The 22,659-nt window shown below is 71.2% G+C and carries 18 protein-coding genes and 1 tRNA gene; 9 read left to right on the top strand and 10 right to left on the bottom strand.

What is annotated here, in order from left to right; translation table 11 throughout:
* Positions 1–105: 105 nt before the first annotated feature.
* Positions 106–561 (top strand): universal stress protein, encoded by a 456-nt coding sequence (locus tag KLP28_16065; GenBank protein ID QWC85025.1) that lies wholly within the window; start codon positions 106–108, stop codon positions 559–561.
* The gene (locus KLP28_16060) at positions 561–2,300 is read left to right on the top strand and encodes a sodium:solute symporter (GenBank protein ID QWC85024.1); all 1,740 of its coding nucleotides are present in this window, start codon (positions 561–563) and stop codon (positions 2,298–2,300) included. The genes KLP28_16065 and KLP28_16060 overlap by 1 nt, the downstream gene beginning before the upstream one ends.
* Before the next feature lie 120 nt (positions 2,301–2,420).
* On the opposite strand, the gene KLP28_16055 is transcribed toward KLP28_16060, so the two are convergent.
* Positions 2,421–3,269: an undecaprenyl-diphosphate phosphatase gene (locus KLP28_16055; GenBank protein ID QWC87041.1), complete on the bottom strand. Its 849-nt coding sequence runs from the start codon at positions 3,267–3,269 to the stop codon at positions 2,421–2,423.
* A 67-nt stretch (positions 3,270–3,336) separates the two neighbouring features.
* Here KLP28_16055 and KLP28_16050 point away from each other — a divergent pair, with 67 nt between their 5' ends.
* Together KLP28_16050 and KLP28_16045 are read left to right on the top strand one after the other, a co-directional pair.
* A complete protein-coding gene (locus KLP28_16050) occupies positions 3,337–4,341 on the top strand; it encodes an aldo/keto reductase (GenBank protein QWC85023.1) in 1,005 nt (334 codons plus the stop codon).
* A gap of 15 nt (positions 4,342–4,356) precedes the next feature.
* The gene (locus KLP28_16045) at positions 4,357–4,584 is read left to right on the top strand and encodes a hypothetical protein (GenBank protein ID QWC85022.1); all 228 of its coding nucleotides are present in this window, start codon (positions 4,357–4,359) and stop codon (positions 4,582–4,584) included.
* 4 nt (positions 4,585–4,588) lie between these two features.
* Here the strand turns inward: KLP28_16045 and arfB are convergent, their stop codons facing one another.
* On the bottom strand, positions 4,589–5,086 hold the full coding sequence (gene arfB, locus KLP28_16040) for an aminoacyl-tRNA hydrolase (protein ID QWC85021.1): 498 nt from the start codon (positions 5,084–5,086) through the stop codon (positions 4,589–4,591).
* Entirely contained in the window at positions 5,019–6,365 is a 1,347-nt protein-coding gene (locus KLP28_16035) for a M20/M25/M40 family metallo-hydrolase (protein QWC85020.1), read from the bottom strand. Before KLP28_16035 ends, arfB begins: the two co-directional genes overlap by 68 nt.
* Before the next feature lie 110 nt (positions 6,366–6,475).
* Between KLP28_16035 and KLP28_16030 the strand changes: the two genes are divergently transcribed.
* The 3 genes from KLP28_16030 (at position 6,476) to KLP28_16020 (ending at position 9,930) form a co-directional block, all read left to right on the top strand.
* Positions 6,476–6,560: transfer RNA gene (locus tag KLP28_16030), tRNA-Leu, on the top strand.
* A gap of 93 nt (positions 6,561–6,653) precedes the next feature.
* Positions 6,654–7,934 (top strand): HNH endonuclease, encoded by a 1,281-nt coding sequence (locus KLP28_16025; GenBank protein ID QWC85019.1) that lies wholly within the window; start codon positions 6,654–6,656, stop codon positions 7,932–7,934.
* Positions 7,935–8,226: 292 nt separating this feature from the next.
* The gene (locus KLP28_16020) at positions 8,227–9,930 is read left to right on the top strand and encodes a DNRLRE domain-containing protein (GenBank protein ID QWC85018.1); all 1,704 of its coding nucleotides are present in this window, start codon (positions 8,227–8,229) and stop codon (positions 9,928–9,930) included.
* A 29-nt stretch (positions 9,931–9,959) separates the two neighbouring features.
* Here KLP28_16020 and KLP28_16015 read toward each other — a convergent pair whose 3' ends face one another.
* Complete coding sequence (locus KLP28_16015) at positions 9,960–11,666, bottom strand: sulfatase (GenBank protein QWC85017.1); 1,707 nt, start codon at positions 11,664–11,666, stop codon at positions 9,960–9,962.
* Between the two features lie 102 nt (positions 11,667–11,768).
* Between KLP28_16015 and KLP28_16010 the strand changes: the two genes are divergently transcribed.
* Positions 11,769–12,800 carry an amidinotransferase gene (locus tag KLP28_16010; protein ID QWC87040.1) on the top strand — a complete coding sequence of 344 codons (1,032 nt, stop codon included), beginning with the start codon at positions 11,769–11,771 and terminating at the stop codon, positions 12,798–12,800.
* A complete protein-coding gene (locus KLP28_16005; GenBank protein ID QWC85016.1) occupies positions 12,797–13,780 on the top strand; it encodes an NADP-dependent oxidoreductase in 984 nt (327 codons plus the stop codon). The genes KLP28_16010 and KLP28_16005 overlap by 4 nt, the downstream gene beginning before the upstream one ends.
* Here the strand turns inward: KLP28_16005 and KLP28_16000 are convergent.
* The 6 genes from KLP28_16000 to KLP28_15975 all read right to left on the bottom strand — a co-directional run bounded on the left by KLP28_16000 (position 13,764) and on the right by KLP28_15975 (position 22,626).
* Positions 13,764–16,124, bottom strand: coding sequence for a hypothetical protein (locus tag KLP28_16000; GenBank protein QWC85015.1), 2,361 nt, complete (start codon positions 16,122–16,124; stop codon positions 13,764–13,766). The genes KLP28_16005 and KLP28_16000 overlap by 17 nt on opposite strands.
* Before the next feature lie 140 nt (positions 16,125–16,264).
* The gene (locus KLP28_15995) at positions 16,265–17,704 is read right to left on the bottom strand and encodes a GuaB1 family IMP dehydrogenase-related protein (GenBank protein QWC85014.1); all 1,440 of its coding nucleotides are present in this window, start codon (positions 17,702–17,704) and stop codon (positions 16,265–16,267) included.
* A 27-nt stretch (positions 17,705–17,731) separates the two neighbouring features.
* Positions 17,732–18,577, bottom strand: a complete 846-nt coding sequence (locus tag KLP28_15990; protein QWC85013.1) for a DUF1295 domain-containing protein — start codon at positions 18,575–18,577, stop codon at positions 17,732–17,734.
* A 59-nt stretch (positions 18,578–18,636) separates the two neighbouring features.
* On the bottom strand, positions 18,637–19,917 hold the full coding sequence (locus KLP28_15985; protein ID QWC87039.1) for a cyclopropane-fatty-acyl-phospholipid synthase family protein: 1,281 nt from the start codon (positions 19,915–19,917) through the stop codon (positions 18,637–18,639).
* 118 nt (positions 19,918–20,035) lie between these two features.
* The gene (locus tag KLP28_15980) at positions 20,036–21,340 is read right to left on the bottom strand and encodes a DUF2252 domain-containing protein (protein ID QWC85012.1); all 1,305 of its coding nucleotides are present in this window, start codon (positions 21,338–21,340) and stop codon (positions 20,036–20,038) included.
* 53 nt (positions 21,341–21,393) lie between these two features.
* Entirely contained in the window at positions 21,394–22,626 is a 1,233-nt protein-coding gene (locus KLP28_15975; GenBank protein QWC85011.1) for an acyl-CoA dehydrogenase family protein, read from the bottom strand.
* Between the last annotated feature and the right edge of the window lie 33 nt (positions 22,627–22,659).

Raw genomic sequence — 22,659 nt, 5'->3', positions numbered from 1 at the left:
TCGGTATCGATGAGATACCGGTCTGCGGCGACCCCGACGTGAGGCGTGTGTGAGGTACGTCATGCGGGCACGGGCGTCGGAATCGTCCCGAGCCAGGAGGACCCGATGCCACGACCGACCCCGAGGTTCCCGACCCGCGTGCTGCTCGCGGTCGACGGTTCCGCCAGTTCCGACCTCGCCCGCGACCACGCGCTCGCCCTGGTGCACGACACGCGCAGCGAGCTCCACGTGCTGCACGTCGGCCTGCTCTCGGCGTGGACGAACTCCAAGACGCTGAACCGCGAGCAACGTGACCGCGTCGAGCAGGAGGCCCGCGTCATGCTCGACGCCGAGGTCGCCCACCTGCGCACGGTCGACCCCGGGTTGGACCTGCACGAGCACGTACGGGTGGGGCGCGCCGTCGACCAGATCCTGCGGCTGCGCGACGAGATCGAGGCCGACCTGATCGTCCTCGGGTCGCGAGGACTGAACACCTTCACCCGGGTGCTGCTCGGCTCCGACGCCGAGTCCGTCGTACGCCATGCGCCGTGCCCGGTGCTCGTCGTCAGGAGGGACCGCTGATGAGGCTGCTGAACGCCACCACGGACGAGGTCCTGCTCGCCGCCGAGGGCGGCGGGGGCGGTGGTGCCCCCAACTTCGCCGTCGGCTGGATCGACCTGTCGGTGATCATCGGCTACCTCATCCTCAGCCGCATCATCCCGCTCGTGTTCTCCCAGCGGGCCTCGAAGAAGAACAAGGAGGAGGGCGGCGACGAGTCCGAGCAGTACTTCCTCGGCGGCCGCAACTTCCTGTGGCCGTTCGTCGGCCTGTCGCTGGTGGCGACCAACATGAGCGGTGCGACGTTCGTCGGCCTGGCCGGCGGGGCGTACGACCAGGGCATCTCGATCTTCGCCTACGAGTGGATGAGCGCGGTCATCCTCGTCATCTTCATCTTCTTCATCCTGCCCTTCTACCTGCGCAGCAAGGTCTTCACGCTGCCGGAGTTCCTCGAGAACCGCTTCGACCACCGCTCCCGCAAGGCATTCGCCGGCTTCAACCTCTTCGCCAACATGTTCATCGACATGGCGGCGGCGCTCTATGCCGGCGCGATCCTCATCAAGGCGATCTACCCGCAGGTGCCGATCTGGGTGTCGATCGCCGCGCTGGCCCTGCTGGCCGCCGTCTACACGGTCATCGGCGGTCTCGGCGCGGTCATGATCTCCGACTCGATCCAGGCGACCATCACGATTGTCGGCGGCGCGCTGGTCTTCTTCTTCACCCTCGAGGCCGTCGGGTCGTTCGAGAACGTGCGCGAGGCCGCCGGCGACCGACGGATGAGCCTGATCCTGCCGCCCGGCGACCCCGACCTCCCGTGGCCCGGGCTGATCACCGGCGTCATCGTGATCGGGCTCTACTACTGGACGACCAACCAGCTCGTCGTGCAGCGCAGCCTCGGGGCGAAGAGCCTGGACCACGGCCGGTGGGGCTCCTTGCTGGCCGGCTTCATCAAGCTCGCGTTCCTGTTCCTGTTCATCTTCCCCGGCGTGATGGCGCTGGTGCTCTACCCGAACCTGCAGAACCCCGACACGGTCTTCCCGACGCTCGTCTTCGACCTGCTGCCGGTGGGGTTGCGAGGGCTGATCCTCGCCGCGGTCATCGCGGCGATCACCTCGACGGTGGACTCGATCCTCAACTCCGCCTCCACCATCGTCACGATGGACTTCGTCAAGCCGGTGAAGCCCGACATCAGCCAGCAGCAGCTCGTCCGCGTGGGACAGCTCTCCACGGTGGGCGCCCTGGTGGTCGCGGTGGTGTGGGCGCCGACGATCGCGCAGTTCGACACGTTGTACGGCTACCTGCAGTCGGTGCTGTCCTACCTGGTGCCGCCCGTGGTGGCCGTGTTCCTGCTCGGCATCGCGGTCAAGCGCATCAACGCGACCGCGGCGTTCAGCACGCTGGTGATCATGCAGCCGCTCGGGGCTCTCACGTTCGTGCTCATCGAGGTGATGGGCGTCTTCGAGACGCTGCCGGTGCCCTACCCGTCGGGGCTGATCGAGTTCTCGACCTTCGACATCCCCCTGCAGTTCCTCTACGTCGCGGGCATGAGTCTGACGTTGTCGGTCCTGCTGTTGTTCCTCATCAGCGCGCTGGGAGAGACGCCGGACACCGAGAAGACCGGTGAGCTCACCTGGGACAACCGCTACTGGACCGAGGAGACGACGCGGCTGAAGGAGCAGTCGGTGCCGGTCTGGGCGAACTACCGGGTGCTCAGCGTGATCCTGCTGCTGTGCACCGCCGGCCTCGTCTGGGCGTACGCCTGACCCCCGGCGAGAGGTCGATTGTCGCGACCGTAAAGCCGCGACAATCGACCTCTCGCGGGAAGTGACCTCTCGCGGGAAGTGACCTCTCGCGGGAAGTGACCTCTCGGCGTACGGGGGGGGTCAGGCGGCCAAAACGCCCGCCGAGAGCAGCACGAGCACGCCCGAACCGAGGATGATCCGGTAGATCACGAAGGGCGAGAAGGTGTTGCTCTGCAGGTAGCGCAGCAGGGCGGCGATGACGACGTAGCCCACGGCGAAGGCCACGACCGTCGCGGCGAGCGTCTGGCCGTTCGTGTACGCGTTGACGCACTCCTCCGCGGCCGACCCCGCGTTGCACTCGAGCACGGACTTGAGCTCGAAGACACCGGCGCCGATGACGGCCGGGATGGCGAGCAGGAAGGCGAAGCGCGTGGCGGCCGCACGGTCGTACCCGAGGAACCGTCCCATCGAGATGGTGCCGCCCGAGCGTGAGACGCCGGGCACGAGCGCCGCGGCCTGCGCGAGGCCGTAGAGCACCGCGTGGCGCCAGGTGAGGTCCTTCGCGGTCTTCTCCGTCGACCCGACCCGGTCGGCGATGCCGAGCACGATGCCGAAGACGATCAGGGTGGTGCCGACGATCCACAGCGAGCGGAACTGGTCGCGGATGACGTCCTGCAGCAGCAGCCCCAGGATCACGATGGGGAGGGACCCGATGATGACGTACCACCCCATGCGCGCATTCAGGTCGCCGCGCAGCTCGGGCTTCCACAGCGACTGCGTCCAGGTGGTCGCGATGTTCCAGATGTCCTTGCGGAAGTAGAGCAGCACCGCGACCTCGGTGCCGATCTGGGTCACCGCGGTGAACGCTGCGCCGGGATCGCCCCACCCGAACAGCTCGGGGAAGATGCGCAGGTGGGCGCTCGAGGAGATCGGCAGGAACTCCGTCAGCCCCTGGAGGGTGCCGAGCACGATGGCCTGCAGGTAGTCGATCACGCAGGTCAGCGTAGGGCGCGTGGGCTGCCGGTCAGGGCCCGACGCTCGCAGTAGCGTGAGCCTCATGCAGCAGCGCCACGTCGGAGCCTCGGGACTGCGCGTCTCGCGCCTGGGCCTCGGCACGATGACGTGGGGGCGCGACACCGACGAGCACGAGGCGCGCGAGCAGCTGCGCGACTTCACCGCGGCCGGCGGCACGCTCGTGGACACCGCCGCGGGCTACGGCGACGGTGCCTCCGAGGAGCTCCTCGGGTCGCTGATCGGCGACGTGGTCGCACGCGACGACGTCGTGGTCGCGACCAAGGCGGGCCTGGGGCGGCGCCGCGGCGTACGCGAGGTCGACCTCTCCCGCGGCGGCCTGCTGCGCGCGCTCGACGGGTCGCTGCGCCGCCTGGGCGTCGACAGCGTCGACCTGTGGCAGCTGCACACCTGGTCCGACGACGTGCCGCTGGCCGAGACGCTCTCGGCGCTGGAGACCGCCGTCTCGACCGGCCGTGCCGCGTACGTGGGTGTCTCGAACTACAACGGCTGGCAGACCGCTCGGGCCGCGACGCTGTGCGAGCTGCGCGACGCCTCGCCGACCCTGGTGGCGGCCCAGGTGGAGTACTCGCTGCTGTCCCGCGGCATCGAGCACGAGGTCCTCCCGGCGGCCGACTCCCTGGGGATGGGCGCGCTCGTGTGGTCGCCGCTGGGGCGCGGGGTGCTCACCGGCAAGTACCGCACCGGCACACCGGCCGACTCCCGCGGCGGGTCCGACCACTTCGCGGGCTTCGTCGCCCCGTACCTCGGCGCCGGTGCCCGCGGGGTGGTCGAGGCAGTCAGCAAGGCCGCCGACGGTCTGGAGTGGACGCCGCTGGAGGTCGCGCTCTGCTGGGTCCGCGACCGCCCCGGTGTGACGGCTCCCCTGGTGGGGGCACGCACGGCCGCCCAGCTCCGCGGGGCTCTCGCCACCGAGGAGCTGTCGTTGCCGCCCGCGCTGGCCTCCGCCCTCGACGACGTCTCGGTCGGCTTCGCCGGCGGGGTGGCGAGCCCGGGCGGCGCGGGGCCCACGTCGCTCTCCCGGGCCTGAGGCACACTGGCTCGCATGGCAGCCAAGGACCGCCGCGCGACCCGACCCGGCATCGAGTGGGAGTTCCGCTCGGTGCTCCTGGACCGCACCCTGTCACGCAACGTCGTCCGCAAGGTCCTGGTCGAGCACGCCGAGACCGGCGGCTGGGAGCTCGACCGGGTCCGTATCGGCAACGACGGCGTACGCCGCGTGAAGCTGCGCCGCAAGATCATCCGCCAGCGGCGCGAGGAGCTCTTCGTCTAGCGCCTCACCAGTCGGGTCTGCGCCTCGCGGCCTTGACCTGGCCCCGCTCCTTCTTGCCCTGCAACCGGCGCTCGTTGGAGCCGCGCGTACGCCTCGTGGGCCGCCGCTTCGGCGCGGGCGGGGCGAGCGCACCCCGCAGGAGCGTCGCCATGCGGTCGCGGGCCGCGCGACGGTTCGCCAGCTGCGTACGGTGCTCGCTCGCCGTCACCGTCAGCACCGATCCGGTGAGACGGTCCCCCAGCCGGCTGGTCAGCCGTGCCCGCTGGCCCTCGGTGAGCACCGCCGAGGCCGCGAGGTCGTAGAGCAGCTCGACCCGCGAGTCGGTGGTGTTGACGCCCTGCCCGCCCGGCCCCGAGGACCGGGAGAACCGCTCTCTCAGCTCCGCGTCGGGCACGACGAGCGAGCCGTTGACCCGAAGGCCGCTCACGACCGGCTCATGACCGCGCGGTGGCGACCTCGTCGAGGAACCTGTCGAAGACCCGCGTGCCGAACTGCAGTGCATCGACCGGGACCCGCTCGTCGATGCCGTGGAAGAGGCCGGTGAAGTCGAGGTCCTCGGGCAGCCGCAGCGGCGCGAACCCGAAGCACCGCATGCCAAGCTTGTTGAAGTGCTTGCCGTCGGTGCCACCGCTCATCACGTACGGCGCCACGAGCGCCTCGGGGTCCTCGGCGGCGAGCGCCGTACGGATGCCGTCGACGATACGGCCGTCGAAGGAGGTCTCCAGCGGGTCCTGCAGGCTGTGGAAGCCGATCTCGATGTCCTCGCCCACGAGGTCCTCCATGGTCGCGAGGAACTGCTCGCGCTGCCCGGGCAGGAAGCGTCCGTCGATCGAGGCCTCGGCCTTCTGCGGGATCACGTTCACCTTGTAGCCCGCGTCGAGCATGGTCGGGTTGGTCGTGTTCTTGATGACCGCGCCGAGCATGCGGCTCGCCGAGCCGAACTCGGCGACCAGGTCCTCGACGTTGTCGGGCGTCACCTGGGTGCCGGCCATCTCGGCGACGACCCCGAGCAGGGTCTCCATCGTCGGGGTCAGCTGCACCGGCCAGTCGTACGCCCCGACGCGTGCGACGGCCGCGGACAGGGCGGTCACGGCGTTGTCGGGGTGACGCATCGAGCCGTGGCCAGCGGTACCTTTCGCGGTCAGCCGCATCCAGGCCATGCCCTTCTCTGCGGTCTCGATGAGGTACAGGCGCCGTCCGCGGATGGTCGCGGAGAAGCCGCCGACCTCGCCGACGGCCTCGGTGGCACCGTCGAAGAAGTCGCGGTGGTTCTCGATGAGGTACTCCGCGCCCTTGTGGCCACCCGCCTCCTCGTCGGCGGTGAAGGCGAGCAGCACGGGTCGGTCGGGTACGCGTCCTTCGCGCTGACGCTGGCGTACGACCGACAGCAGCATCGCGTCGAAGTCCTTCATGTCGACGGCGCCGCGGCCCCAGACCATGCCGTCGCGGACCTCGCCCGAGAACGGGTGCACCTGCCAGTCGTCGGCCTCCGCGGGAACGACGTCGAGGTGCCCGTGGATCAGCAGCGGATCGCCGACGTCACCACCCCACCGCGCGAGGACGCTGGCGCGACCGGGCTCGGACTCGTGGATCGTGGCCTCGATGCCCACCTCGTCGAGCAGCCCGACGACGTGCTCGGCGGCCTTGCGCTCCCCCGGCCCGCCGGCGTCCCCGTAGTTCGTCGTGTCGATGCCGATGAGGTCCGAGCACATCTGCACGACCTCGTCAGCTGCCGTCACGTGGTCCGGGCCCGCGGTCTGGTTGTCGCTGTCACCTGCCATGCCGCCATCGTGGCATCCGAGCGGTGGGGGCACCACCCGGAGGCAGGCCTCTCTGCTGCTACAGTTGCGGCCGCGCAGGTGGCCCCGTGAGGGCTGCGTACGCACCACTCGTCCGGGTGGCGGAATAGGCAGACGCGCTAGCTTGAGGTGCTAGTCCTCGTATAGAGGGTGGGGGTTCAAGTCCCCCCTCGGACACCGACACCCCAGGTCCATGACCTGGGGTCTCTGCTTCTCCCCAGGTCGGCGCGTTCGAGGTCTTTCGAACGTGTGTTCGAGTAGTGTGTATGCATGACCTCGCTCCTCGACCCCACCCCGATCGCTGGGCGGTCGCGTGAGCGGGGTGCTCGGGAGACGGTCAGCTCGGTTCATGACGCCCTCGACGCTGCGGGTCCGGTCGAAGGGTTGTCATCGCGGGAGTGTGACGCGTTGATCGCGGAGGTCGCTCGGGCGAGGGCGCGGTTGCAGGCGTACGAGCTGCGGCTGGTCGCCGCGGCCGCGAAGACCACCGTGGCCTCTGATGCGGGGGTGCGTACCACCAGTGACTGGTTGGCTGCTCGCACCCGCACCACCGGTGCAGCCGCTGCCCGCACCGTGGGTCTGGCCTCCGACCTCGATGACCGCCTTCCCGCGACGAGTCAGGCCCTAGACGCGGGGCTGGTCTCGCGTGAGCACGCCGCGGTGATCGCGCACGCCACCGCGCAGCTCCCTGCCGGGCTGTCCGCGCAGGACAAGGCCATCGTGGAGCAGCGGCTCGTCGAGCGCAGCCGCACCCTGGACCCGACCCAGCTGCGACGCCACGCCCGCCGGGTCCTCGAGGTCGTCGAACCCGACCCCGCCGTGGTCGACGCCCACGAGGACGCCCAGCTGGTCGATGAGGAGACCCGGGCCCTGGCCAAGGCGCGGTTGACGGTGCATGACAACGCTGACGGCACTGTGACCGGTCACTTCACCGTCCCGCACCTGGCGGGGTCGGTGCTGCGGAAGATCCTGGCCGCGATGACCGCCCCCCGCCGCGCCGCCCTGGGAGCATCACACGCGCGGGGCGGTCAGAGCATCGATCGGGACTGGGCGCACGAGCGGGGGGTCGCGTTCGCGGACCTCCTGGAGCACCTGCCGACCGACCGGCTCTCGGGCAAGACCGCGACCACGCTCGTGGTGACGATGGACCACACCACGCTCGCGGGGGCGGTGAAGGCGGCTGGGATCGACACCGGTGAGCGGCTCTCTGCCGCGACCACCCGGCGGCTCGCGTGCAGCTCCGGTCTCGTGCCCGTGGTGCTCGGTGGGGAGTCCCAGCCGCTGGACCTCGGCCGGCAGCGGCGCCTGTTCTCCGAGGCCCAACGCCTCGCGGGAGCGACCCGGCACACCACCTGCGCCGCGACCGGGTGCCAGACCCCGTACGCCTGGACCGAGCTGCACCACGCCAGACCCTGGTCCCACGGCGGCACCACCGACCTGGCCGACATGGTCTCGCTGTGCGCGTTCCACCACCGCCGCATCCACGACGGCCGCTACCAGCATCGTCGAGAACGCGACGGCACCATCACCTTCACGCAGGGACGAGGCTGAGGTCGTCGTCCGGGCGCGACCGGTCGTGCCCGTACGGTCGTGGGACGTCGACGGTGTCAGTGGGGCGGTGTCGTGGCCGCCCGCCTGTCTAGGCGACGCGGACTGGTGGACCAGGCTCGAGGACTACCCCTGGGCGTTGTTCGGTGGCGTTCAGGACCAGGCCGAGTAGCCCGTCCGGTTCAGGACGTAGGACCCGGGTCCAAAGCCTTGGTCAAGGAACCGGGAAGTGAGCGCGGCAGGTGCCCTCGCGACCGCACTCTCGTGGCCTCATCCCGCCACGGAAGGCCCCCACGTGTTCCACGACCGCGCTCCCGGCGTGCCCCAGCAGGCCGCGCTCCCCCGCCGCTCCACCCACCTGGCCGTCATCCTCGGAGTCATGCTGCTCTGCGCCACGCTCCTCCCCGGTGTGGCGGGCTCTGCGCGAGCCGACACCGCGCCGTCGCCTCGCCTGGAGTTCGGGAGCCAGTGGCACGCAACCTGGAGCGGACAGACCGATTCGGACCGGACCCGAGAGGTCGACACCCTCGCCGCGCACGGCACGGGCTGGGTCCGCATCGACGTCGGCTGGGCGATGCTGCAGCCGAAGCGGGACAGCTTCGACACCGTCTGGGCCGTGCCGTTCGTCGAGCGGCAGATCGACGCGGCCCGTGCGCGGGGTCTGAAGGTGCTGCTGACGTTCTGGCTGACCCCCTCCTGGGCCAACGGCGGCAAGGGCGAACGCGTCGCCCCGACCGACCCCGCGGACTACGGCAAGGCGCTCGCCTGGCTGGTCGACCGGTGGGGCGACAAGGTCGAGGCGTGGGAGATCTGGAACGAGCCGAACTCCGGCGACTTCCTCGTCGGCGCCGACCCGGTCCAGTACACGGCGCTGCTCAAGGCGGCGTACACCGCAGCCCACGCCGTCGACCCGGACGTCACGATCGTCTACGGCGGACCCATGTACGTCGACACCGACTGGATAGCGAAGACGTACGCCGCCGGCGCCCACGGCTACTTCGACGTCATGGCCGTGCACCCCTACATGGGGGTCGCCGACCAGGCACCCGAGGTGCCCGACGACGGGACCATGTGGACGATGGGGCACACCGACGAGCTGGTGCGGCTCATGGCCCGGCACGGGGACGGCGACAAGCCGATCTACTTCACCGAGTTCGGCTGGTCGACGCACGTCAACGCGCCCGGACAGCCCAACTGGAGCCGCGGCGTGACGGCCGCCCAGCAGGCGGACTTCCTGGTGCGCAGCATGAAGCACATCGCCTCGCGGTGGCCCCAGGTCACGCTGGCCATCTGGTACAACTCCCGCGACAAGGGCTCCGGGGACATCCACCAGGACGGCTACGGTCTGATGAACCGCGACTTCTCCCCCCGCCCCGCGCTCACGGCAGTGGCGACGCTCGCCGGCTCGCCCACGCCCGAGCCCACGCCCGAGCCCACGCCCGAGCCCACGCCCGAGCCCACGCCCGAGCCCACGCCCGAGCCCACGCCCGAGCCGCAGCCCTCCACGGTGTCCGTCGACGCCGTCGCGGACGCCTGGGTCGGTCAGCGCGCCCCCACCAGCAATCACGCCGGCGCCTGGTCGCTGAGCTCGGACGGCTCCCCGCGCGAGCGCAGCTACCTCGCGTTCGACCTGCCTGCAGCCCCGGCGGGCACGCGCCTCGCACGGGTCCAGATGCTGATCAGCTCCGAGGGCTCCACCGACGGCGGCAGCGTCGACACCCACGTCGTACGCCTCACCGCCGCGGGGTGGTCGGAGACCGGTCTGACCTGGCGGACCCAGCCGCGCGGCATCGCCGACATCGGCTCGTTCCGGGCGCCCGACCGCGGGCGTCGCTACGCCATCGACCTGAACCCCGCCGCGTTCTCCGCGAACGGCGGTCGCACGTCGCTGATGGTGAGCAACAACGGGGGCGACGCGCTCCGGTTCTGCTCCCGCGAGCACGCCAACGTCGACGTACGCCCCCGCTTGCTCCTGACGTACGCGCCGATCACGAGGTGACCACAGTGAGCACGGGGGCGGGCCGCGCGTCAGTCCCAGCCGTACGCCGCGTCCACGGCCCGCCAGTACGCCCGCCCCATGCGCTCCGCCTCGCCTCGGTCGGCCCGGAGAGGACCGGGCAGGTCCACCCGACACGTGGCCCCGACACAGTCCTTGTAGTCGTCCCACAGGCCCCGCAGCGTCCTCACGAGCTCGCGTCGGTGGGGATCGCGCGCGACGTTGTCGAGCTGCAGCGGGTCGGCGAGCAGGTCGTAGAGCTCGACGAAACCGTCGGCGTACCGGGTGTAGGAGTACTGCGCCGTCCGGAGTCCGATCGAGACGCGGACGTCGGTGAAGCCCCGTCGCCGCTCGAGGGGCCGCAGGGGCCTGGTCAGCTTCTGCTCCCCCCACGCCCCCTGGGTGAGCACGGCGTGGCGCCACCCCGGCGACGGTGAGCCGCGCAGCGTCTCCCAGTGCGAGGCGCCGTCGGGTGTGTGCGGCGGGCGTGCGTTCGCCGCGTCGAGCAGGGTCGCGGTGAGGTCGACGAGCGTGAACGGCTCCCAGACGTCGCGACCGGCCTCGATCCCCGGACCGGCGACGACGAGCGGGATGCGCAGCGACGGCTCGTGGGCCTTCATCTTGCCGGCCCGCTGCCGGTGCTCGCCCTGGAAGTAGCCGTTGTCGGACACGAACACGAAGACCGTGCGCTCCCACTCCCCCGACTCCTCGAGCTGATCCACCAACCGCTCGACCTGCTGGTCGACGACGTGGATCGCCTCGGCGCGCTGGCGGGTGACCTCGCGGAGCGCCTCGCGCTCGTCACGGCTCAGCGGCGGCAGGTCGGCGAAGAACCGCGGAGTGCCCTCGACGGTGTCCGGCACGTCGGCGTCGTCGCGCGGCATCCCCGCACCGCGGTCGATGACGTCGTCGTAGATGCCGCGCACGTCCTTCGGCACCGACGGGGTCGAGTAGCCCTCGATCTCCCCGTCGGCCAGCCGGATCGGCGCCGGGTCGTCGGGGTCACGGGGCAGTCCCACGTGCGGAGCGACGTGGGAGAGCCACATGAAGAACGGCTCACCCGTCCGCGCCCGGTCCTCGGTGAACTGCCGCGTCATGTCCAGCGAGAAGTCACCGAGCACCTCGGTCTGGTAGCGCCCGTGCCAGTGCTGGCTGACCTCGCCGTCCATGGTGAACGGGGTGCGGCGGTAGTCGTACGTGCCGCCGACGATGCTCGGGTCGTCACGGTCGGGGTCAGAGATGCTGGCGCGCCAGTCGTCCCAGCCGGGCGGCACGTACGTCGCGGACGGCTCCCCGGTGACCAGGGAGGGATCGATGCCGTACTCGTTGAGGTACTTGCCGATGAACCCGGTGCGGTAGCCCGCATCGGAGAGCGACGTCGCCAAGGTCTCGGAGTCGTCGAAGGCACCGAACCCGTACGGGGGCTGGTGGCTGAGCACCTCGTGGTTGTGCGCGTACTGGCCCGTCAGGAACGACGCGCGCGCCGGGCAGCAGAGCGGGAAGGTGCTGAAGGCGTTGCGGGCCTCGGCACCGCGTGCGGCGACGAGACGGCGTACGGAGGGCGCGAAGCGCAGGTCGTCGACCCGCATGTCGTCGGTCATCACCACGACGATGTTGGGGCGCGGGTCCGCGTCACCGAGGTCGGCCGAGGGTCCGGACGACCCGGGACCGAGAGGTCGACAGGCCGCGAGCATGAGCACCAGCACCGCGATCAGCGAGGCCACCCGAGAGGTCCGCACGTCTGGAGACCGTACGTATCGAGAAGGTCCGGACCAAGTCCAGCACGCCGGCGTGACCGACCTGCAACGTGCGCTGTGCCGCGTACGCGGCGCCGCCACTAGATTCGGCGCGTGAGCGCCCAGGCCCCGACCTCCGTCATCCTCGTCCGCGCGCAGCGGTTCCTCCCCAACCCGGCCACGGCTGCCGACAACGCCTTCCAGACCTCGATGCCCGCAGGCAGCTCCGCGGAGGCGATCGCGTCCCGGGCCCTGGCCGAGATGGACGCCGTCGCCGACACGCTGCGGGCCCAGGGCGTCACGGTGCACGTCTTCGAGGACGCCGACCACACGCGGCCCGACAGCGTCTTCCCGAACAACTGGATCTCCACCCACGCCGGCGGCAGCGTCGCGATCTTCCCGATGTACGCCTCCAACCGACGGCACGAGCGGCGTGCCGACGTGCTCGAGATGCTGAAGTCGACCTATCGCGTGCAGACGATCGTGGACTACTCCGGGCTGGAGGCGGACGGCATCTTCCTCGAGGGCACCGGTGCGATGGTGCTCGACAACATCTCGCGCGTCGCCTACATGGCGCGCAGCCACCGGGGCGACAGCCACGTGCTCGAGCGCTTCTGCACCGACTTCAGCTACGAGCCGATGGCCTTCGACGCCGCCGACTCGACCGGGGTGCCGGTGTACCACACGAACGTCATGGCCTGCATCGGCACGGACGTCGCGCTCTTCGCGCTCGACATGATCGCCGACCCCGTACGCCGTGAGCAGGTGCGCGAGAGGCTCACGGTCAACGGGCGCGCCCTGATCGAGCTCACCGAGGCCCAGGTGCGTGAGTTCGCCGGCAACGCCGTCGAGCTGCATCGCCCGGCGCCGCACGACGGACGGCACTTGATCCTCGCGATGTCGGCTCGTGCCCGCCGCAGCCTGACCGCGGCCCAGGTCGAGCAGATCGAGCAGACCGCCGAGATCGTCGCGGTGGACATCCCCACCATCGAGCTGGCGGGGGGCTCCGTGCGCTGCATGATCGCCGGCGTGCACCTCGACCACCGTCGTCCGATCGACGCCTCCCGGCTCACCGACGCGGTCAAGGCGATCAACGAGGACGCCCCCCGCACCCAGGACGGGAGGTTCGTGCGATGACCGACGAGTCAGGGGTCGCGATGAAGGCGCTGGCGTACGACCGCTTCGGGGGCCCCGAGGTGCTGCAGTGGCGCGACGCGCCCGACCCGGGCGAGCCCGGACCCCGCCAGGTCCTCCTGGAGGCTGCGGCGGGGGGCGTCAACCCGAAGGACGTCTTCCTCCGCCAGGGCAAGTTCTCGAAGACGCTGGCACGCGATCCGTTGCCGCGTACGCACGGGCTCGACGTCGCCGGCACCGTCCTCGCGGTCGGGGCCGAGGTCTCGGACCTGTCCCCCGGCGACCCGGTCTTCGCGATGAGCAACCGCTTCATCGGAGCGGCGCACGCCCAGCGGGTGCTGCTGGACCGCGACGAGGCGGCTCGGGCGCCCGCGAGCCTCACACTCACCGAGGCCGCGGCGGTGCCGCTGGCGGCGCAGACGGCGTTGCAGGCGCTGCGGGACTGTGCGGACACCGGTCCCGGCACCCGCGTGCTCGTCGTCGGGTGCACCGGCGGGGTGGGGCACTTCGCGGTGCAGGTGGCGAAGGCGCTCGGGGCGCACGTGCACGGTGTCTGTGGTCCCGACAGCGTCGCGTTCGCCCGACAGCTCGGCTGCGACGAGGTGACCGACTACCGGGTCACGCGCGCGGACCGTCTGGAGCAGACCTTCGACGTCGTGCTCGACGTCTTCGGCCGCGGTGACGCGACGCAGCACCGGCACCAGCTCGGGGGCCGCTCCGGGGACGGCGTGTACGTCAGCACCACCGTCACCCGTGACTCGATCATCGGGGAGGCGCTGGCGCGCGTACGCCTGACCCGTCGCAACCGTCTCGTCACCGTGCGCTCGCGCAGTGCCGACCTCGAGCAGCTGGCGGCGTGGATCGACGCGGGCCTGGTGGAGCCGCGCGTCGACGCCGTCTACCCGGCCGCGCAGGCGTCCCGGGCCCACGAGCACGTGGCGACCTGGCACACCAGCGGCAAGGTCGTCATCGACCTGACCTGACCCGAGGGCTGCGCGAGGCGAGGTGACCCGTGCCGGCCCTGGTCACGGCCCGGTAGGTGGCGCGGGCGTTCGTACGGATCTTGAAGACGGCCGTGCCGCGGGCGTTCGTCCGCGCGACGCCGACCCTGCTCCACTTCTGCCGGGGCGCCTTGACCTTGAGCACGACCGGCGCGCTGGCCACAGGACCGAAGGCCGTGCGCACGACCGCCTTGAACCCTCGCCGGAACGCCGTGAGCGCCGTGGTGCTGGGCTCCTTCACCGTCTGCGGCGCCCCGCCCACCGTGACCGTGGTGCGCTCGCTGTCGGAGTCGCCGGCGCCGACCGCACTGGCCAACAGGGTCACCGGGCCCGAGGCGCCGGACCCGCAGCGGACCGTCGCCCGGTTGCCCGTGGGCGTGACGGTGCAGTCGTCGGCGTCGATCTCCCAGGTCACCGTGGCGGGGAGGTTGGTCCGGGCGGTGTACGTCGCGCTGCCTCCCTCGGCGAGTCGCGCGGGACCGTCGATGCGGACGGAGAGCTCGGGCACGACGTCGTACCCGGTGCTCAGGGTCAGCGCGCGGCCGTCGGTGAGGGTGACGACGACCTGCAGGGAGTCTTGCGACCGCTGGGTCGAGACCGGGGGCTCCACGGTGTACGACGCGCGGTCCGTGGCACCCGTGCCGTGACCGCCGCGACTGCTCCACGCGTACGCCGCGACGCGTGCCCCCTCGACGACGGCGCGGAAGCCGGCGGGGTCGCCGACCGCCACCTGGGCCGGCCCCTGGATGCCCACGGTCGGGAACCCGGGCTCCTGGATCTGCACCGGCACCGAGCGGTCCTGGCTCGACCCGTCCTCGGCGCGGGTGGAGACCGCCCCGACCAGCACGCGCGCCCCCTGGGCGGCCGCGCCGCAGGTCACGGTCGCGGACTCGGGTCCGGTCCGGCTCGCGCGGCAGTCGGGGTGCCGCGCGTACCAGGTCGTGGTCCAGGTGCCGCTGCGTCGGTTGAGGAGCTCGGCGGAGACGTCGAAGGAGGACCCGGCGCCGGTCACGAGCGGTGCGGAGACCGCGAGACGAGGCAGTCCGCTCGAGGTGAACGTGACCGGGACGCTCAGGTGCGAGGCGGTGGGACCGGCGCCCACGACGGTGCCGTCCACCATCACCGTGCCGGCGTTGAAGCAGCGGACGGTGAAGCCGAGGCCCGTGGCCGGTGCGTCGGCGGTGTCACACCGTGGGTCGTCCATCGCCCAGCGCACCGTGGCGCCGGGCGGCACCTCGGCCCGGAGGCGTGCGACCTCGCCGGCGACGGTCGACGGGGTCGTGGGCGCGGCGACGCCGACGGGTGCGGCCGGCATCGCGGGTGCGGGGTCGAGGAAGGAGGAGGACGCGAGGTTCCAGTGCGTCGCGAGGTACGACCCGGGCGCCGGGGCGGTGTTGAAGTAGTCGTCGCGCCCGCAGTCGAGCTGCCATCGCTGCTGCTCGGGACACACCTGGCGCGGCGCGCCGCCGCCGCTGGCCGAGTCGTCGTAGCACATCACGTCGGCGGCGTCGGAGCAGTGGCCGGAGCCCGAGGAGTTGGGTGCGCTGTCCTGCAGGGCACCCATGGTGTGGAGCAGCTCGTGGAGGGCGGCCGAGACGTAGGTGCGGTCGTCGACGCTCCAGCAGTCGCGGTCCACGCGTGCGTGCTGGGCGCGGGTGCCGTCGTTGGCGTTGCCGGTGGCGACGTCGTCGTCGAGCTTGTACGCCATCCCGCACGCGCCGCCGGGCAGCTGACCGACAGCGACATCGGCGAAGGCGAGGTACTTGCGGTCGGCGCGGTCGTGACCGAGCGCCTCCAGCGCGCGTGCGGTCGCATCGAAGGAGCGCAGGGACCCGTCCGGGACGACCACGTCGAGCACCTCCGGCGCGCACCCCGTGCCGGACCGGGACCAGCGCACGCGCCGGCCCTCGGTGCCCGGCTCGGCGGACATGGCGAAGACGTCGTCGATGTAGCGCAGCTCGGCGGTGATGACCGGCCGTGAGGCGGCGAAGCGGTCCGGCGCCGAGCGCTCGCGCACGTACATCGCGGTCACCCGCGGCCCGTCGCTGCCGGTCCCGCTGCAGGTCGGGTCGACGTGCCGGGCGAGGCCCGGCGGGACGACCTGACCGGACGCGTCACGGTAGACGACGACGCGGTCCGCCGGCGACGCCTCGTCGGCGACGAGAGCGGCCGTCGGACCTGCCGCGGCGGGAAGGGCCGACGCCGTCGCAGCCGGCGTCGTCGTGGGCAGCGTCGCCGCGAGAAGGGGCGCCGAGGCGAGGACCAGGGCCCCGACCACGGAGCGTGCCAACGACCGGCCGAGCGGGGAGGACGTCGTAGCGGCCATGCGGACTCCAGAGCAGGCGCGGGAGACCCGTGGTCGGTCGATCCCCTGCCCCGCGGCCCCCCGTGACGGACAGGTGGCGCCGATTCTGCGCGCGTCACCGGGCCGCTCTCAGCAGAACGGCGATTTGTCCCCTCCGGGGATCACCAGCTGCTGGAGAGAGGGCGCCCCTCGGTGAACCCGGCGCCGGACTGGACGCCGACGCGGGCGCGGTCGTGGAGCTGGGTCAGGTCGGCGGCACCGGCGTACGTCGCGGCCGACCGGACGCCCGCGCAGATGTGGTCCACGAGGTCCTCGACGCCGGGTCGCGCGGGGTCGAGGAACATCCGCGACGTCGAGATGCCCTCCTCGTAGAGCGCCTTGCGCGCCCGGTCGTACGCGGTGCCCTCACCGCCGGTGCGGTTCTTCACCGCCCGGGCCGAGGCCATGCCGAAGCTCTCCTTGTACGCCCGCCCGTCCGGGGAGGTGTGCAGGTCACCCGGCGACTCGTGGGTGCCGGCGAACCACGAGCCCACCATCACCTGGCTGGCGCCGGCCGCGATGGCGAGCGCGACGTCCCGGGGGTGGCGCACTCCCCCGTCGGCCCACACGTGCGCGCCGAGCTCGCGTGCCGCGGCCGCGCACTCCAGCACGGCGGAGAACTGCGGTCGGCCGACCCCGGTCATCATGCGCGTGGTGCACATGGCGCCGGGTCCGACGCCGACCTTCACGATGTCGGCGCCGGCCTCGACGAGGTCGCGTACGCCGTCGGCGGCGACGACGTTGCCGGCGCAGACGGGCACCGTGGGCGACTCCTTGCGGACGAGGGACAGCGCCTCGACCATGCGCTCCTGGTGGCCGTGGGCCGTGTCGACGACGAGGCAGTCGACGCCGGCGTCCAGGAAGGCCCGGGCACGCGCTCCCGCGTCGCCGTTGACGCCCAGGGCGGCGGCGACACGAAGCCTCCCGGCGTCGTCGGCCGCCGGGGTGTAGATGGTCGAGCGGAGCGCACCCGCCCGGGTGAGGACGCCGACGAGCGTCCCGTCGGAACCCACGACCGGTGCGATCTTGCGTCGCCGTCCGGCGAGCTCGTCGAAGGCGTCGCGTGCGCTGATGCCGTCGGGCAACGTCTGCAGATCGGTGCTCATCACCTGCTCGACCGTGGTGAAGCGGTCGACCCCGCGGCAGTCGTCCTCGGTCACGACACCGATCGGTGCGCCGGACGCGTCGACGACGACGGCCGCCCCGTGGGCGCGCTTCGGGATCAGGGCGAGCCCCTCGGCGACGGTCTGGTCGGGCGTGAGGGTGATGGGGGTGTCGTAGACGGTGTGACGGCTCTTGACGTACGCCACGACCTGCTCGACGACCTCGACCGGGATGTCCTGCGGGATCACCGCGAGGCCACCGCGGCGGGCGATGGTCTCGGCCATCCGCTTGCCGGAGATGGCGGTCATGTTCGCGACGACGAGCGGCACGGTGGTGCCGGTGCCGTCGCTGCTGGCGAGGTCGACGTCGTAGCGGCTGGCGACCGCGCTGCGGCGCGGCACCATGAAGACGTCGTCGTAGGTCAGGTCGTACGCGGGACGGTCGCCGAGGAACTCCACGTGGCGACGCTACCCCGCTCCGGGGACTCAGAGCTCCTTGGCGAGCTTCGTCTTGGGAGGCAGCGGCACGAAGCCGGAGGTGTTCTTGATGTAGTCGGCGTACCCGGGGCGTCGCTCCTCGATGTCCTTCTCGAGCAGTGCTGCGCCGGTGCCCTTCGCCAGGTTGAACACCATGGCGACAGGAGAGAGCACGAGCACCCAGATCCAGGCGTCGGCGCTGACGGCGACGAGGAACAGACCGACCATCACGCACGCGTCACCGAAGTAGTTCGGGTGACGGGTGTAGCGCCACAGACCGGAGTTCAGCACCTCGCCCTTGTTGGACGGGTCCTTCTTGAACTGTTCCAGCTGCCAGTCGCCGACGGTCTCGAAGAACATGCCGAGCGCCCAGACGAGCAGGCCGAGGAGCGTCAACCAGCCGAAGCCGGCCGAGGTGGCCATCGCCGCCTGGATCGGCAGCGAGACGAACCAGGCGACGGCCGCCTGGGTCAGGTAGACCTTGCGCAGCATGAACACCTGCGGGTTGCCGTCGGCGCGGGACTGCAGGTCCTCGTAGCGCGGGTCCTCGCCCTTGCCGCGCGAGCGGAGGAAGATGTGACCGCCCAGGCGCAGGGCCCAGATCCAGGTGAGGAGCAGGGTGAGTAGGGCAACGGCTCCGGGGGGCCCGTCGACGCCCGCGGCCGCGTCCCCGTCGGAGAAACTCGCGTGCACGTAGGTCGCGAGCGCAGCCACACCGAAGGCAGGCCCCCAGAAGATGTCGACGACGGCGTGCTTGCCGGTGACGAACGACAGCGCGAAGACGCCGCCGAACAGCACCACCAGGGCGACGGCTGCCCACAGCAGGCCGACGAGGAAGAGCGACCAGTCGATCATGGGCGCCTCCTACCCGATCCCGGCCCGCCTACGTCGGACCGACCGTGATCGGTTGCGCGTCACATCCAGGTGCGCGTCCAGGGCATGTGGCTGCGACCGTCCCTGGACGGCTTGACGGCCAGGATCTGGTCCACGCCCATGCGGTTCTCCTCGAACGCCAGCGCCCCGCCGACGAGGTACAGCCGCCAGACGCGGGCGACCTCCTCGCCGACCATGTCGACGACCTCGTCCCAGTTGGCGTCGAAGGTGGCGTACCAGGCGTCCACGGTGCGTACGTAGTGCTCGCGCATCGCGTGCACGTCGCGCACCTCGAGGCCGGCCTGCTCGATGAAGTTGACCGTCTCCCCCACCGGGCGCATGTGCATGTCGGGCGCGATGAACGCCTCGATGAAGGGCCCGCCCCCGGGCTTGGTGGTGCGCGACATCTGCTGGATCACCATGCGGCCGCCGTCGCGGAGCAGGCGGTGGATCTGCCCGACGTACACGGGGTAGTTCTTCTCCCCCACGTGCTCGCCCATCTCGATCGAGCTGATGGTGTCGAACGGACCGTCCGGCACGTCGCGGTAGTCCTGCAGGCGCACCTCAAGCTTGTCGCCGAGGCCGCGCTCGGCGATGCGGGCGTCGATGAACGCCTTCTGCTCCTTCGAGATGGTCACGCCGACGACCTGGCAGTCGTAGTTCTCCGCGATGTGCAGCACCATCGAGCCCCAGCCGCACCCGATGTCGAGGTGACGGCTGCCGGGCTGGATGTCGAGCTTGCGGCAGACGAGCTCGAGCTTGTCCCGCTGCGCGTCCTCGATCGTGTAGTCGGGCGCGTCGGAGGTGAAGTAGGCCGAGCTGTAGGCCATGTGCTCGTCGAGGATGAACTGGTAGAAGTCGTTGGAGAGGTCGTAGTGGTGCGCGATCGCCTCGCGGTCGCGACCGATCGTGTGGAGCCTGCCGCGCAGGTTGGCCTGCGACGCCGGCGGCACCGGCGGGCGACCGACGGCACCGAGCTCGCGGACCGCCTTCAGACCCTCGACCACCACGCCGGGACGCAGCTTCGGGGAGGCCCCCTGCTCGCGGACGGCCTTCCAGAGACGACGGAAGCCGTCGAGGAGGTCGCCCTCGACGTCGATCTCGCCGGTCACGTACGCCTGCGCCATGCCCAGCTCGCCCGGGTGCCACAGCAGACGGGTGAGGGCGTTGGCGGAGTTCACGACGACGGTCGGGGCGTCGTCGGGTCCGGCCACCGACCCGTCCCAGGCCTTCACACGCAGCGGCAGTGACCCACCGAACATCGGCTCGACGAGCCTGGCGAGCTGCTGGGCGGCGCCCTCGGCGTGGCCGCCGGGGCCCATGGCACGGTCGGGACGGGCAGCGGTGTCGGTCATGAGGTCCTCTCGCGGGTCGCGTCGTCGCGCTGGACGCGCGCGACACAGTCTGCCGTGGGTTCGCCGCCGGCGAGCGGGCGGATGGTCAGACGGGGTCCACGCCGCCGATGCGGCCCTCGCGGAACGCCTCGACGAACAGGGCGTGGTCCTCGCGCACGGTGGCGGCGTACTCGATGCCGAAGTCGACGAGCGCCGCGACGAACTCCTCGCGCAGCCCCTCCAGGCACGACACCACGGCCTCCTCGACCTGGAACGTCACGAGGTCCTGCTCGCTGTCCTCGTCGGAGGTGCAGTGCACCTTCGCCGTGGCCCGCCCGAGCACCTCGACCACGCGGGCCATGACGTCGGGGTCCACGACGTCGTCCCACTCCAGGTCGTGCTCGTAGGGCGAGACCTCGGAGACCATGTAACCGACGCCGTCGACGGTGGTCCAGCCGAGGAGCGGGTCCGTGTGGGCCTGCAGCGCACGCTGGCTGACGACGGTGCGCTGCCCCTCGTGCTCGAAGTAGGACTCGACCGCGTCGTGGTCCAGGAAGCGTGAGACCGCCGGCACGTTCGCCTGCTTCATGCTCAGCACGACGTCGTTGTCGAGCGCCTGGTTGAAGCCCTCGACGAGCACGCTGTACTTCGGCAACCCCGCCGACCCGATGCCGATGCCGCGCTTGCCGACGACGTCGATCACCTCGTAGAAGACGTCGCGGGTCATGCGCTTGTCGGAGGGGATGGTCTCGACGTACGCCGCGAAGGCCTCCTCGACCGTCGTGCGCTCGTCCTCGTCGAGCCGGCGCGTCGAGTCGTCGTCGAGGAACCGACGCCGGCCCTCGCGCACCTCGGTCATGCCGTCGAGCAGGTCCACGCGTGCCGTGGCCCGGGCCGTGGACAGCAGCGAGTGCACCACGCCCTCGGTGTTGTCCAAGCGCAGCGCGTACTCGTCGTCGTCGTGCCCGGCGTAGTGGTCCACCTGGTCGAGGTAGGCCCGCAGGTAGGTCTCGACGAGGCTGCGGACGGCGTCCTCGGGCAGCGCCTTCTGCCAGCCGAGCAGACCGATGCTGGCGGCGAAGCGCATGAGGTCCCAGGTGAAGTGCCCGACGTACGCCTCGTCAAAGTCGTTCACGTCGAACACGAGACGACCGTCGGAGTCCATGTAGGTGCCGAAGTTCTCCGCGTGCAGGTCGCCGTGGATCCAGATGCGCGCGGTGCGGTCGTCGACCCAGGGGTCCTCGCGGGCGGTGACGTCGTGGTGGAACAGGCACGCCGAGCCCCGGTAGAAGGCGAACGGGTCGGCGGCCATCTTGCGGTACTTCGTGCGGAAGGCGGCCGGGTCCGCCCGCATCAGGTCGCCGAAGGCGTCGGTCAGGGTGCCGACGATGGTCTCGGTGCGCTCGCTCATCCGACCAGCCTCCCCGTCGTCCGGCCGCGTACGCCGGACGACGGGAAGGCGGGTCACTTCAGCTCGGAGCTGGAGAGCCCCAGGATGCGGCGGGCGACGATGAGCTGCTGGATCTGCTGGGTGCCCTCGAAGATGTCGAGGATCTTGGAGTCGCGCGCCCACTTCTCGAGCAGCTCGGTCTCGGAGTAGCCGAGCGAACCGGCGAGCTCGACGCAGCGCAGCGTCACCTCCGAGCCCATGCGGCCGGCCTTGGCCTTGCTCATCGACGCCTCGAGCGAGTTCGGCTGACGGTTGTCGGCCTTCCACGCGGCCTCGAGCATCAGCAGGTACGCCGCCTCCCACTCCGCCTCCAGGTGGAGGAACGTGGCGGCTGCCGCGGACTGACGCAGCGCCGGCACGTCGTAGTCCACCTCGACCCCGGCGTCCTTCAGCAGGTCGCGGGTCAGGTCCAGGGAGGCCTTGGCGCACCCCACGGCCATCGCGGCGACCAGCGGCCGGGTGTTGTCGAAGGTCGCCATGGCACCGGCGAAGCCGGCCTTGGTGTCGATCTCCTCGTTGCCAAGGATGTTCTCCCGCGGCACGCGGCAGTCGGTGAAGGTGATGACCGCGGTGTCGGAGGCCTTGATCCCGAGCTTGTGCTCCAGGCGCTCGACCTTCATGCCGGGCGTGCCCTTGGCCACGACGAAGGACTTGATGGCGGCGCGGCCCAGGTCACGGTCCAGGGTCGCCCAGACCACGATGTGGTCAGCGCGCTCGCCCGAGGTGACGTAGATCTTCTCGCCGTTGATGACGTAGTCGTCGCCGTCCTTGACCGCGGTGGTGCGGATGTTGGCGGAGTCCGAGCCGACGCCCGGCTCGGTGATCGCCATGCCGGCCCACACGCCCTCGAACTTCTTCAGCTGCTCGTCGGTCGCCACCGAGGCGATGGCGGAGTTGCCGAGGCCCTGGCGCGGCATGCTGAGCAGCAGGCCGACGTCGCCCCAGCACATCTCCATGACCGAGAGCACCGAGGCGAGGTTGGTGCCGTTCTTCGTGCCCTCGGGGTTCTTGGGCTTCTTCTTGCCGTCCTCGTCCTCGGAGCGGCGTACGCCACCCGCGCCGGCACCGCTGGCGGCGCCGGACTCCGAGAGGCCGTCGATCATCGCGGCGAGCATGTCGAGCTCGGTGGGGTACTCGTGCTCGGCCTTGTCGTACTTGCGGCTGATGGGCCGCAGCATGTTGGCCGCGACCTGGTGGGCCTGGTCGGCGAGCGGGCGGAACTTCTTCGGGGCGTCGAGATTGATCACGGGAGTCTCCTGGTCAGCAGTCGATGAGGGCCG

It is taken from the genome of Nocardioidaceae bacterium, assembly GCA_018672315.1.
Classification (GTDB): domain Bacteria; phylum Actinomycetota; class Actinomycetes; order Propionibacteriales; family Nocardioidaceae; genus TYQ2.
The sequence above is the reverse complement of the archived record's forward strand: the minus strand, read 5'-3'. Positions and strand labels throughout refer to the sequence as shown.